Raw genomic sequence first — 12,275 nt, 5'->3', positions numbered from 1 at the left:
CCTCCTTAGACCTTGGCCACCAGCGGACGTCCCAGCAGCCCCTGCGGGCGAAAAATCAGGATCGCCACCAGCAGCGCAAAGGAAAAGACGTCTTTGTAATCCGAATTCACCAGCCCGGCGAACTGGGCTTCGGCCACCCCAAGCAGCAGACCACCCAGCATCGCGCCAGGCAGCGAGCCGATCCCGCCCAGCACCGCGGCGGTGAAGGCTTTGATGCCGATAATAAATCCGATATAGAAGTCGAAGGTGCCGTAGTTCATGGTCACCAGCACGCCGGCCAGACCGGCCATCGCCGCGCCGATGACAAACACCAGGGAGATCACCCGGTCGGTATTGATGCCAAGGATCGCCGCCATGCGCCGGTCCTGCTGGGTGGCGCGGCAGATGCGCCCCAGCCGGGTATACTGAATAATCCAGGTCAGGATAAGCATCCCCACCAGCGCCGCGACGAAAATAAACACCTTGGTCCAGGTGATCTGCACCACCCCATCGCCCACCGTCATGCGCAACGCGCCGCTAAGCAGCGTCGGGATCCCCTGCTGGTTCGGCCCCTGGCTCAGCTGGACATAGTTCTGCAGGATCAGCGACATCCCGATAGCCGAGATCAGCGGCGCCAGCCGCGTCGAGTTGCGCAGCGGCCGGTAGGCGATGCGCTCGATCGCCCAGCCGTATACGCCGGTGACCACGATGGTGAACACCAGGGTGGCGAAAATCAGCAGCGGAAAGGAGTGGATCCCGAAGAAAGAGAGCAGCGCCAGGCCGATGGCGCACAGGTAGGCGGAGATCATATAGACCTCGCCGTGGGCGAAGTTGATCATGCCGATGATCCCATACACCATGGTGTAGCCGATGGCGATTAAGCCGTACACCGCGCCCAGCGTCAGCCCATTGATCAGTTGTTGCAGAAAAAACGCCGTCATAGCCCCTCCAGCCGCCAGGCAGACGGCCGCCGGGTTCCGTTCCCGGTCAACCGCCGTTATGTGACAATTCGCAAGTCAAAAGGACAGAGCGTCATCAGGTCGTGGCCGATCAGAGCTGGTGATATTTGCCCTTGTCGTCCCACTGATAGACCACGTAGTCGGACACCTTGAGGTCGCCTTTGCCATCCCAGGCTTTCTTGCCCATCACCGTCTCGACGTCGTGGCTCTTCAGCCAGTCGCTGGCTTTGGCGTTATCGGTACCGACGGCGTTCCAGGCCGCGGCGATAGCCTGAATGGAGGCGTAGGCGTAGAGGGTATAACCTTCCGGCTCAAAGCCGCTGGCGCGGAACTTCTCGATCACCGCTTTGCCGTCCGGGAGGGTGCGCGGATCCTGACCAAAGGTCATCAGCACGCCGTTGGTGAACTGCGGCCCGCCGGCGGCCGTGACCAGCTCCTCGGTGACGATACAGTCGCCGGAGAAGAATTTGGCCTGCACCCCCTGCTCGCGCATCTGGCGCACCAGCGGGCCCGCTTCCGGATGGCAGCCGCCAAAGTAGACCACGTCCGGCTTGAGGGCGCCGATCTTGGTCACCAGGGCGTTAAAGTCTTTTTCACCGCGGGAAAGGCCTTCGTACAACACTTCTTTGGTACCCCGCTTCGCCAGCGCCGCGCGGGTGGCATCGGCCAGCCCCTGACCATAGGTGTCTTTATCGTGGATCACGGCGATTTTCTTCGCCTTCAGCACGTCCAGCATATAGTTGGCGGCGATCGCCCCCTGCTGATCGTCACGACCACACATGCGGAAGAGATCTTTCATGCCGCGCTCGGTGATCTGCGGGTTGGTCGAGCCGGGGGTAATGGTCAGGATCCCGGCTTCGTCATATACCTCGGAGGCCGGCATCGTTGAGGAAGAGCAAAAGTGCCCCACCACGGCGGAGACTTTCGCTTCATCCACCAGCCGGTTGGCCACCGCCACCGCCTGCTTCGGTTCGCACGCGTCATCCCCCTGCACCAGCACAATCTTTTCGCCTTTGATGCCGCCGGCGGCATTGATATCGGCCACCGCCTGCGAGGCTCCCTTCCAGTACTGGGCGCCGTAGGTGGCGTTGGGGCCGGTAAAGGGCCCGGCGACGCCGATCTTCACGTCTGCCTGGGCGTAAAAGGCCATGCTCATACAACCTGCTATCACAACATGAAGCGTCATTGTTTTCAGTTTCAAAGACATTCGGATATTCCTCAGCGATGTAAAGCCTGGCGTCATGGAATGACGCAGAAAATATCACTTACCGTGTGGTGCCGACGTTGGCGCAGCGCCAGGACGGCCAGGGTGGAAGAAGCAAAAATCCCGCCAGGAAGGAGTGGAACACCGGAGAACAGTCGCCCCGGTCGGTACGCACGCGACGGCAACCCGTGCCGCATCCGGCAAGGGCGCATTCCCTTTCAGGTCAGGAGATCGGTTGCCATCACGTGGCGAGCCGGACAACGCGGTATCCGTACCGGCCCGTGAGCTAAACATAGATGCAGTTAGCGGTCGCTGCGCGCCAGCGTGGTGCAAAAATGCGAATATGATCAACAGTGGTGATTATTTTGTTGCGGTAATGTGAAGATGATAACAGGAGAGCCCGTTAAAGGCTCTCCTGTGACCCGGTGGCCGCTCAGAGTTGACTGGTGAACGTTCGGGAGATCACATCCTGCTGCTGTTCGCGGGTCAGCGCGTTAAAGCGGACCGCATAGCCGGAGACGCGGATCGTCAGATTCGGATACTGCTCCGGGTGTTCTATCGCATCGAGCAGCTTTTCCCGGTTCAGCACATTGACGTTGAGATGCTGTCCCCCCTCCACCGTCTCCTCGTGGTGGAAGTAGCCGTCCAGCAGGCCCACCAGGTTGTTTTCCTGCGCTGACGGGGCTTTGCCGAGCGCCGCCGGCACGATGGAGAAGGTATACGAGATGCCATCTTTGGCGTAGGTAAACGGCAGTTTCGCCACCGAGGTCAGCGACGCCACCGCCCCTTTCCGGTCGCGGCCATGCATCGGATTGGCCCCCGGAGCGAACGGCGTCCCCGCCCGACGTCCGTCCGGGGTGTTGCCGGTTTTCTGGCCGTATACCACGTTGGAGGTGATGGTCAGGATCGACTGGGTCGGCACCGCCTGACGCCAGGTGGGGAGCGCCTGAATTTTGCGCATAAAGCGCTCCACCAGGTCGCAGGCGATGGCATCAACCCGATCGTCGTTGTTGCCGTACTGCGGATAGTCGCCTTCAATGACAAAGTCCACCGCCAGCCCGTGGTGATCGCGCACCGGCTTCACCCGGGCGTACTTTATCGCCGACAACGAATCCGCTGCCACCGACAGGCCGGCGATGCCGCAGGCCATCGTGCGGTAGACGTCGCGGTCGTGCAGGGCCATCAGCGCCGCCTCGTAGCTGTACTTATCATGCATGCAATGGATGATGTTCAGCGCGCTGATGTACTGCACCGCCAGCCAGTCCATAAAGTGGTCGAGGCTGGCCATCACGGTGTCGTAGTCCAGCACCTCATCGCGCAACGGTGCGGTTTTCGGCCCCACCTGAATCTTCAGTTTCTCATCCACCCCGCCGTTAATCGCGTAGAGCAGCGTTTTGGCGAGATTGGCGCGGGCGCCGAAGAACTGCATCTGCTTGCCGATCACCATCGGGCTGACGCAGCAGGCGATGGCGTAGTCGTCGCTGTGAAAATCGCTGCGCATCAGATCGTCGTTCTCATACTGCAGCGACGAGGTGGCGATAGAGACCCGGGCGGCATATTTTTTAAACGCCGCCGGCAGCGCTTGCGACCAGAGCACGGTCAGGTTCGGCTCCGGCGCCGGGCCCATGGTATGCAGAGTATGCAGATAGCGGAAGGTGGTTTTGCTGACCAGGGTGCGACCATCCAGCCCCATGCCGCCCAGCACCTCCGTCGCCCAGATGGGATCCCCGGAGAACAGCGAATCAAATTCCGGGGTGCGCAGGAAACGCACCATGCGGATCTTCATGATGAAGTGATCAATGAGCTCCTGGGCCTGCTCCTCATTCAATAAACCGGCGCGCAGATCGCGTTCGATATAGATGTCGAGGAAGGTGGCCGTGCGCCCCAGCGACATGGCGCCGCCGTTCTGCGACTTCACCGCCGCCAGGTAGGCGAAGTAGAGCCACTGCACCGCCTCCCGGGCAGTGCGCGCCGGGAGAGAGATATCGCAGCCGTAGCGGGCCGCCATCTCCTGCATCTGCAGCAGCGCGCGCCGCTGTTCGGCCAGCTCTTCGCGCAGGCGCAGGGTGGCCTCCAGCGCCTCGCCGCGCTCAAGGGCCGGCTGCAGGTCGGCAAACTGCAGCTCACGTTCGCGGACCAGATAGCGAATGCCGTACAGCGCCACGCGGCGGTAATCGCCGATGATCCGTCCGCGGCCATAGCCGTCCGGTAGCCCGGTCAGCACCCCGGATTTACGGCAGCGCAGCATATCCGGGGAATAGACGTCAAAAACGCCCTGATTGTGGGTCTTACGCAGCGCCGTAAACTGATACTCAAAGTCAGGATCCATTTCGCGACCATAGGCCTCGAAGGCGCTTTTGATCATCTTGATGCCGCCAAAAGGATGCAGGGCGCGCTTCAGCGGCTGGTCCGTTTGCAGGCCGACGATCTTTTCCAGCGGCTGGTTGATATAGCCCGCCGCGTGGGCGGTGATGGAGGTGGCGACATTGGTGTCGAAATCCACCGGCGCATGGGTGGCGTTCTCGACGCGGATCCCGGCCATCACCTGCTCCCAGAGGGCGGTGGTCGCTGGCGTCGCGTTAGCGAGGAAAGACTCATCGCCCTCGTAAGGGGTGTAGTTATGCTGAATAAAGTCGCGAACGTCGATCTGCGTTTGCCACGCCGTACCGCGAAAGCCCAGCCAGGCGTCGGCGTATCGTACATCCTGGGTATCGATATCTACTTTCATGAACATCGTCTCTCTACAGAATAAAAAGTCAGGCCAGCGCCGCCGCGGTGTGGATCCGGCCTAAGCGGATCGCATCGAGGGCAATCATGCGCTCTTCATTGGTAGGAATAACCGCGCAGCGCACCCGGCTGCCGTCGGCGGAGATCAGGCGCTCGCCGGCCGAATTGGGCTGCTGATTGCGGGCGGCGTCCATCGCAAGGCCAAAGACCGCCAGCCGCTCGCTCACCAGCCGACGGATCAGCACCGAGTTCTCGCCAATCCCGCCGGTGAAAATAATGCCGTCGAGACGCTGCAGCGCCGCGGCGTGGCCGGCAATATGGCGGGCGATACGATGGACAAAGGTTTTAATCGCCAGGCGGGCGCGTGCATGGCCCTCATGCCACGCCTGCTCCAGCACCCGCAGGTCGGAGGAAAGACCGGAGATCCCCAGCAGGCCGGAGGCGGTGTTGGCTACCCGCTCCAGGTCGCTGAGGGTCTGCCGGGTTTCCCCGGCAATCCACGCCATGGCGCCGAAGTCGACATCACCGCTGCGGGTGCCCATCATCAGCCCCTCCAGCGGCGTCATCCCCATCGAGGTGTCCACGCTGCGGCCGTTACGCACCGCGCAGATCGAGGCGCCATTGCCCAGGTGGGCGATCACCAGGCCGCTCTCCTGCTCCGGCAACCCGAGCAGCGCCAGGGCGCGCTGGGACACATAGCGGTGCGAGGTGCCGTGGAAACCGTAGCGGCGTACCCCGAGATTCTGGTAATACTCCCACGGCAGACCATAGAGAAAAGCTTCCGGGGCCAGGGTCTGGTGAAAGCTGGTATCAAAGACCGCCACCTGCATCACCTCCGGGAACAGCCGCTGCGCCGAGGCGATGCCGCTGAGACTGGCGTAGTTATGCAGCGGGGCCAGGGACGATACCTGGCGAATGTTATTGATAACCTCCTCGCTAATAATGACCGACTCGGTGAACAGGTCGCCGCCGTGGGCGACGCGGTGGCCAATCAGGGCCACGCTGTCGATGAGGTCGCGTTGGGCTAATGCCCCGGCAATCGCCTGCAGGGCGCCTTCGTAGCCGCGCTGCGCCAGCGCCACCGGCTCGCCGCCGTTGAGCGAGAGAGACGCCCGTTCCGCGTTGATGCCCTCGGCCACGCCGTTGAGCAGGCAGTCGCAGCTGGCGGCGTCCAGGACGGAAAATTTGATTGACGACGAGCCGCAGTTAATCACCAGTACTACCGGAAATTCAGTCATGTTGTACTCCGCGTGGCCTGAGCCGGATTAGAACAGTTTGTAAGCAATGTTGAGGATGGTCAGCAGACCGATAGCGGTCACAAAGAGGTTGTCGAGACGGCCACGGTATTTGGCCAGCGAAGGCGCTTTACGAATGGCGTACATCGGCAGCAGGCACAGCAGCGAGGCGATAATCGGCGCGCCCATGGCCTCAATCAGGTCGAGGATATTGGGGTTGGCATACGCCACCACCCAGGTCGAGCCCATGATGAACACCATGCTCAGGGTATTGAGCTTGCCGCTGGAGACCCGGGTTTTATCCCCTTTATAGCCAAAGCGCAGGATCAGACCGTTCAGCCCTTCGAGCGTGCCGAGATAGTGGCCGAAAAACGATTTGAAGATGGCCACCAGGGCGATGATCGACGCGCCATACTCCAGCAGGGTGGCAAAGGTGGATTTGGTGCCCGACATCGAGGCAAAGTGGTTCGCCAGATAGGAGAGCACCGGGATATTCTGCGCCTTGGCGTCCGCCATGTTCTGCGGTGAGAGGGTAAACAGGCAGCTGAAGGCGAAGAACATCACCACCGCCACCATCAGCATGCTGGCCCGGGAGATGATCTGTGAGCATTTGCGTTCGGTATACTCGCGGCCAAACTGCGCTTCATACTCTTCGCGTTTGGAGACCACAAACGAGGAGACGATCGGCGAGAAGTTGAAGGAGAACACCATGATGGAGATGCCCAGCCATACCGTCACCAGAATGCCGTCGTGACCGGTTAAGGCGATATCGCTGAGGTTGACCTGGTCAATCACCGCGCTATTCCAGTAGGGGATCAGGGACAGGGAGATCACCACCAGGCTGGCGATAAACGGCCACACCAGATAGCTCATCACCTTGACCATCAGGTCTTTACCAAACCAGATGACAAACGCCATCAGCAGCAGCAGGAGCAGCGCCACCACCCCGCGGTTGAGAGCCGGCATCTGCAGCTGGTTCTCCCAGAAAGTCATAAAGGTATTGGTGATCGTGACGCCATAAATCCACAGCAGTGGGCAGATGGCGAAGAAGTACAGAAAGGTGATCACCACCCCGCCGGTTTTGCCAAAATGCTCTTCCACCGTTTCGGTGATATTGCCGGAGGGGTTAGCCCCCGACAGGCATAGCCGGGCCAGGGCCCGATGGCAATAAAAGGCGATGGGATAGGCCAGCACCAGCATCACCAGGATCGGGATCAGCCCGCCGAAGCCGGCGCGGATCGGGAAAAACAGCACCCCGGCGCCGATAGCGGTGCCAAACAGGCCCAGGGTCCAGGTGGTGTCAGATTTACGCCAGGACGAAAGGCTTGTCTGGCTGGTTGCAATGCTCTCAGTCGTACTCATATCCTGTCCTCACTTATGTATTGAATTAAGCGTCAACAAAACCGGTAATTTGCGATACCCGGGAGAGATCGATATTGCCCCCGGAAATCAGGCTGACCGTTTTGCGGTTCTGGATATAGCTGTCGAGTTTGCCGCTTAATAACGCGGCGCAGGCTAACGCCCCGGCCCCTTCGGTGATCACTTTATTGCGCTGAATTAAGGCGACCATGCTCTGGCGAATGTCATCCTCACTCACCAGGACGATGTCATCCACCAGCTGGCGGGCGATTTCATAGGTCAGTTTCCCCGGGCGGGCGACGTCGCAACCATCGGCTAAGGTGCCGGCGTGGCGATGGCTGGTGATTTCCCCGGCATACCAGGAGGCGGCCATGCCGTGAACATTCTCCGACTGCACGCCGATAATGCGGATTGTCGGGTTAATGGATTTAATCGCAATCGCGATACCGGCAATTAAGCCGCCGCCGCCAATGGGCACGATGACATTATCCACGTCATACAGATCTTCTAATATTTCGAGTCCAATCGTCCCCTGCCCGGCGATAACCTGCGGGTCGTCATAGGGGGGAATAAAAATGCGGCCCTCAAGTTCAACAATATCGCTGGCTTTGGCGAGGGTATCGTTAAAATTATCGCCATGTAGCACCACTTCCGCCGAATAATCACAGGTGGCGGCAACTTTCGATTTCGGCGCCCCTTTCGGCATCACCACTTTCCCGTCGATGCCGAGCATGGCGCAGGAGAGCGAGACGCCCTGGGCGTGGTTGCCCGCTGAGCAGGCCACCACCCCTTTGCGTTTTTCCGCCGCGGTTAAACCGCACAGTTTATTAAAGGCGCCGCGAATTTTAAATGAACCCGTGCGCTGCATATTTTCGAATTTAAGAAATATTTCGCCCTGGCAGCGCTCGCTAAAATAATTCGAACGGGGCATGCCTGTTTTATATATTTTTCCCGCGAGGCGTTGTTTCGCTTCGAGAATATCGTCAATAGATACCGGAAGATCGTAGGTAATATGCATTATGGCCTCTGTATCTTAATATAAAGTCAATGACCGGGCGTCATCCTGCTGATAACAGCGAGGACGTGTGTTGGATTATTTAACGACTTTCAGTTACGCAATAATTTGTAATGGCTGCCAGTGGCGGTTGCCCTGCCCCGAGGAATAGTGTTTCGCCATCTCCACCAGCGACGCCGCGGCGGTTTTTAACCGGTAATTTTTCGACCATACCGCCGCATAGCGCGCCACCGGCAAGGCCTCTTTAATGGGGATGGTGACAAACTGGCTCGAGCCAAACGGCGTGGTCATGTCGCAGGGGATCACCGTCAGAAAATCGGCATTGAGCACCAGGTTATAGATCGTCACCACCGAATCGGTATTAACGATATTTTCACGGCGGATACCGCTGCGCTGCAGGGTGGTCAGCAGTTCGCTGTAGTAGCCCATATTGGTCTCCGGCAGCACCCACTGCTCGTGCTGGAGCGAGGCCAGGCGGACGGTGCCGTTGCCGATCCGCGCCCGGTTCGCCACCAGCACAAACTCAGACTCAAACAGCGGCTCGACGTGCAGGTCCTGCAGTTTCATCTCATCGCTCAGCGTCCCGATGGCGAAGTCGAGGCGCCCGTCGCGGATTGCCGGCAAAAAGGCGGAGAGCTGCGCCTCATACATCGAGACCCGCGCCTTGGGGAAAGTCATTTTAAACTGATGCACCATCTCCGACATAAAGGTAAACCCGACCAGCGAAGGGAAACCAAAGGAGACATCCACCACCGCGCTGTTGGTCAGAGCATTCATTTCATTGACCATATTTTTCATTTCACGGGTGATCGCTTCTGACCAGTTGAGAAATACCTGCCCGGCCTCGGTGAGCGAGACGCCGGTATTTCGCCGGACGATTAATTCGCTGCCAAAATAACTCTCCATGTCGCCAATAATTTTACTGACCGCCGGCTGAGTGAGTCCTAACGCTTTTGCTCCGGCCCCGATTGACCCGCTGCGGATCACTTCCTGGAAAACTACCAGATGCTGTGTTTTAGGCAGAGAAAAAGTATTCATCGCGTCTCACTTTCATTCCTTTGTTGACGGCGGAAAGTGTAACAAATCGCAATTGCCGGGTTATGTGAGAGCTCTCACAAAGGCTCCGCCGCGGCGGATAAGCAGGATCCACGAGCCAGAATAAGTAAAGTAAAATCAATATATTAAAAGCATCATGAACGCTATTTGCGCGCCTTTTGCCGTGGCCGAATGCGGGGATAAAAATAATTGATGGCGATAACATCGACGGCGAAATGGCGATAAAAAATACGCCTTTTGTACGTTATTCGACCCGCGCTATCAGGGTGAGAAGAAAGCCGAAAATTAAATTAATGCTGTAAAGAATAAAAAGCAGACGTAATAAACGCCATTATTTAACGACAAGCCGGTCGGGCATCACATTTTATCCCCGGCGGTTGGGGAAAATGCACGGTCATTATTTACACCAAAGAAACATTAAATTCACAATTTTTCTTTTGGGTCGCGATAGGCAGCGATCTTTTTTCCGCCATAGCGCAGTTGGTCATACTTTGATTAAAATCAACCCTGGTAATTTATCTTTTACGACGGCCATTGGAGAGTCATTTGTGTTGCCGATCACAAATCCATAAAACAACGACCCGGCCTATCGTGAAGAGATGATCCCGCGGCTGCGCCAGCAGCTTAACGAGCAGCTGATGAGCGACCAGCTGGCTGTCGACCTGCTCTCTTCCTATCTGCGAATGGATCTCAGCGCCCAGCCGTGGGACCAGCCGCTATAGCCCGCCCCGGCGCAGATCGCTGGCCCAGGCATTTCGCCTATAGCTGGCTGACCCCCAGCGCCGCGGCCTCATCCCGCCACGCCAGCAGCGGCGCATAGGCCTCCCGCGACATATCGCTATAGCCGCAGATCAGCAAGGCGTCGCACAGGGAACGATAGCGATCATCGCTTACCAGCTGCTGGAGCGCCTCGCGCAGGCTATTCAGCGTTGCCGCCGGGGTGGCGCCGGCGGTGATCAGCGGCAGCCCTGGCGCGGCCGGGCTCCAGCCGATCGCCACCAGGCCAGCCAGAGCCTGCGGCTGATGGCGCTGCAGCAGCGCGTAGGTCACGCAGTCGATGGCGGCGATATCGGCGTTTTCCTGCTGCAGTTCGCGCAGCGATTGCCGATGGCTGCCGCTGAACATCACCGCTGAAAAAAAACGCCCCTCCCGGGAGAGCGGCGCGACCATTTTACGCAGTACGTTGTAGCCGGACTGCGAGTGCTCGGCATTGCACACCGCCCGACGGCCAAAAAAGTCCCCCAGCATCCGGTGACTATCCGCTTCGCGGACCACCAGCAGGCTGCGATAGCGGCGCCCTTCGCAACCGGGCGCAGCGTAGTGGAAGCAGCCCACCGTCTGCACCTCCGGCAATTGGGTCACCAGCGGGTAGCCACAGGTCTGGCTCAGCAACAGCGTCGGCTGGCGCCAGTGAGCCAGCAGATCCCCGGGGTCAGCCGCCGGAGGGTCCCCCGCCACCATCACGCCGCGTTCGTCCAGCAGCGACTGCACCGTCTGCCACAGGGCCTGGGTCTGTTGACGGTGGATGGCATACATCGGAAAGGTCATGCGTTCAGCCATGTTCTCCTCCCGCCTGCGCCTGCTCGCCAAAGCCCGGATGGGCATTCACCGCCACCGCCCGGCGGCTAAAATGGCGTCGCCACTTGCCGTACCCGCGCACCAGGAACCCCTGATTACGCTGCAGATACGCCGCCTGGCGATGCAGATACAGTTGACGTAAAGCGTACCAGGGGACCCCTGGCAGATCATGATGCACCGCATGGTAGTTGAGATTGAGAAACAGCACCCGCCAGGGGAGCCCGGCCTCGTTGATCACCGAGCGGGCCAGCGGGTCATCCGCGGCGCGGTGTTCGAGAAAAGAGCGTACTTTGGTCAGGGCCAGCGCCGGGTAGCTCACCGCCAGCACAAACCACAGCGGAGAAAAACCCTGCGCCGCCATCCAGGTCAGCAGGCCCGTCAGCAGCAACAGATGCAGACTCCACATGGCGATAGCGCGGCGGTCGCCCTCGCGGAAAGCCCGCAGCGCGCTGTTCAGGGTGTGAATAATATCCATCATCGGCGCCAGCAGCAGACGCCCCCAGAAGGTGTTGCGCAGGTGGATAAGGCGGCGCTGCCAGGCTGAGAAGCGCTGCCAGCTTTCCGCCGTTACGTAGTACGATTCGGGGTCATCCTCAGGGTGCGTCAGCAGATGGTTGCGATGGTGCGCCAGGTGGCTGTCGCGGTAGACGCCATAGGGATACCAGACCGCCAGCGGCAGCGTCCCCAACAGCTGGTTAAACCATGCCAGCCGGGTGGGATGCCCATGGATCAGCTCATGCTGTAAGGACATATACCAGGCGGTAAACCAGATCAACAGCAGCGTGGCCGGAAACAGTCCCAGCGTCCGCCAGCCCGCCACGCAGGCAAACCAGCCGCCGTAAACCGTCACAATCAGCAGCCAGGTCGGCAGCTCGCTGCGCCACAGCCAGCCGCGCGCCAGCTGGCGGATCAGGATGCGCTGTTGGTCATCCACATAGACAGCCGTCTTCTTTTCCGTCACTTCCGATACCTTGCCGTGTTGCCACATTCCCACCGAAGATGTGAGATAACACGTTAAATAACAAAGTATTTAATTGACTTAGCTTTGCCAAAAAGCGCGTTTGTATTCAGCAGGGCAAAGAGAATACCGTCCATGGCGCAACAGGTTGGCGGTGTTTAAACAGGTCCATCGCCCGGCGGCGCTGCGCTTGCCGGGCCTACGG

General features: G+C 59.4%; 12 protein-coding genes. 3 read left to right on the top strand and 9 right to left on the bottom strand.

What is annotated here, in order from left to right; translation table 11 throughout:
* Window positions 1-5 precede the first annotated feature (5 nt).
* Entirely contained in the window at window positions 6-920 is a 915-nt protein-coding gene (locus tag HMPREF3140_RS08445) for an ABC transporter permease subunit (protein WP_070552934.1), read from the bottom strand.
* A 109-nt stretch (window positions 921-1,029) separates the two neighbouring features.
* A complete protein-coding gene (locus tag HMPREF3140_RS08440; protein WP_004189329.1) occupies window positions 1,030-2,088 on the bottom strand; it encodes a branched-chain amino acid ABC transporter substrate-binding protein in 1,059 nt (352 codons plus the stop codon).
* Between the two features lie 289 nt (window positions 2,089-2,377).
* Between HMPREF3140_RS08440 and HMPREF3140_RS28685 the strand changes: the two genes are divergently transcribed.
* Window positions 2,378-2,524 carry a hypothetical protein gene (locus tag HMPREF3140_RS28685; RefSeq protein WP_004225356.1) on the top strand — a complete coding sequence of 49 codons (147 nt, stop codon included), beginning with the start codon at window positions 2,378-2,380 and terminating at the stop codon, window positions 2,522-2,524.
* Between the two features lie 51 nt (window positions 2,525-2,575).
* On the opposite strand, the gene pflB is transcribed toward HMPREF3140_RS28685, so the two are convergent.
* The 5 genes from pflB to tdcA form a co-directional block, all read right to left on the bottom strand.
* On the bottom strand, window positions 2,576-4,870 hold the full coding sequence (gene pflB, locus HMPREF3140_RS08430; RefSeq protein ID WP_004899045.1) for a formate C-acetyltransferase: 2,295 nt from the start codon (window positions 4,868-4,870) through the stop codon (window positions 2,576-2,578).
* Window positions 4,871-4,898: 28 nt separating this feature from the next.
* The gene (gene tdcD / locus HMPREF3140_RS08425; RefSeq protein ID WP_002910759.1) at window positions 4,899-6,107 is read right to left on the bottom strand and encodes a propionate kinase; all 1,209 of its coding nucleotides are present in this window, start codon (window positions 6,105-6,107) and stop codon (window positions 4,899-4,901) included.
* A 27-nt stretch (window positions 6,108-6,134) separates the two neighbouring features.
* Complete coding sequence (tdcC, locus tag HMPREF3140_RS08420; protein WP_032411820.1) at window positions 6,135-7,466, bottom strand: threonine/serine transporter TdcC; 1,332 nt, start codon at window positions 7,464-7,466, stop codon at window positions 6,135-6,137.
* 25 nt (window positions 7,467-7,491) lie between these two features.
* A complete protein-coding gene (gene tdcB, locus HMPREF3140_RS08415; RefSeq protein WP_002910762.1) occupies window positions 7,492-8,481 on the bottom strand; it encodes a bifunctional threonine ammonia-lyase/L-serine ammonia-lyase TdcB in 990 nt (329 codons plus the stop codon).
* A 93-nt stretch (window positions 8,482-8,574) separates the two neighbouring features.
* Window positions 8,575-9,516 carry a transcriptional regulator TdcA gene (gene tdcA / locus HMPREF3140_RS08410; protein ID WP_002910764.1) on the bottom strand — a complete coding sequence of 314 codons (942 nt, stop codon included), beginning with the start codon at window positions 9,514-9,516 and terminating at the stop codon, window positions 8,575-8,577.
* 176 nt (window positions 9,517-9,692) lie between these two features.
* Here tdcA and HMPREF3140_RS28680 point away from each other — a divergent pair, with 176 nt between their 5' ends.
* Both HMPREF3140_RS28680 and HMPREF3140_RS08400 read left to right on the top strand, forming a co-directional pair.
* Window positions 9,693-9,836 carry a hypothetical protein gene (locus tag HMPREF3140_RS28680; RefSeq protein WP_004219597.1) on the top strand — a complete coding sequence of 48 codons (144 nt, stop codon included), beginning with the start codon at window positions 9,693-9,695 and terminating at the stop codon, window positions 9,834-9,836.
* A gap of 297 nt (window positions 9,837-10,133) precedes the next feature.
* Window positions 10,134-10,256, top strand: a complete 123-nt coding sequence (locus HMPREF3140_RS08400) for a nitrilotriacetate monooxygenase (protein ID WP_004145488.1) — start codon at window positions 10,134-10,136, stop codon at window positions 10,254-10,256.
* 37 nt (window positions 10,257-10,293) lie between these two features.
* On the opposite strand, the gene HMPREF3140_RS08395 is transcribed toward HMPREF3140_RS08400, so the two are convergent.
* Complete coding sequence (locus HMPREF3140_RS08395; RefSeq protein WP_009484363.1) at window positions 10,294-11,094, bottom strand: phosphate/phosphite/phosphonate ABC transporter substrate-binding protein; 801 nt, start codon at window positions 11,092-11,094, stop codon at window positions 10,294-10,296.
* The gene (locus tag HMPREF3140_RS08390) at window positions 11,087-12,073 is read right to left on the bottom strand and encodes a fatty acid desaturase (RefSeq protein ID WP_032411823.1); all 987 of its coding nucleotides are present in this window, start codon (window positions 12,071-12,073) and stop codon (window positions 11,087-11,089) included. Before HMPREF3140_RS08390 ends, HMPREF3140_RS08395 begins: the two co-directional genes overlap by 8 nt.
* Between the last annotated feature and the right edge of the window lie 202 nt (window positions 12,074-12,275).

The organism is Klebsiella sp. HMSC16A12, assembly GCF_001808265.1.
GTDB classification, from domain to species: domain Bacteria; phylum Pseudomonadota; class Gammaproteobacteria; order Enterobacterales; family Enterobacteriaceae; genus Klebsiella; species Klebsiella pneumoniae.
Note: the sequence above shows the minus strand (reverse complement) of the source record. Positions and strands in the feature narration are given on the sequence as shown.

Bases quoted from the DNA above. Each gene is read 5' to 3' on its own strand.
- HMPREF3140_RS08445 (WP_070552934.1), bottom strand. From the start codon at position 920: ATGACGGCGTTTTTTCTGCAACAACTGATCAATGGGCTGACGCTGGGC.
- HMPREF3140_RS08440 (WP_004189329.1), bottom strand. From the start codon at position 2,088: ATGGCCTTTTACGCCCAGGCAGACGTGAAGATCGGCGTCGCCGGGCCC.
- pflB (WP_004899045.1), bottom strand. From the start codon at position 4,870: ATGAAAGTAGATATCGATACCCAGGATGTACGATACGCCGACGCCTGG.
- tdcD (WP_002910759.1), bottom strand. From the start codon at position 6,107: ATGACTGAATTTCCGGTAGTACTGGTGATTAACTGCGGCTCGTCGTCA.
- tdcC (WP_032411820.1), bottom strand. From the start codon at position 7,466: ATGAGTACGACTGAGAGCATTGCAACCAGCCAGACAAGCCTTTCGTCC.
- tdcB (WP_002910762.1), bottom strand. From the start codon at position 8,481: ATGCATATTACCTACGATCTTCCGGTATCTATTGACGATATTCTCGAA.
- tdcA (WP_002910764.1), bottom strand. From the start codon at position 9,516: ATGAATACTTTTTCTCTGCCTAAAACACAGCATCTGGTAGTTTTCCAG.
- HMPREF3140_RS08400 (WP_004145488.1), top strand. From the start codon at position 10,134: ATGATCCCGCGGCTGCGCCAGCAGCTTAACGAGCAGCTGATGAGCGAC.
- HMPREF3140_RS08395 (WP_009484363.1), bottom strand. From the start codon at position 11,094: ATGGCTGAACGCATGACCTTTCCGATGTATGCCATCCACCGTCAACAG.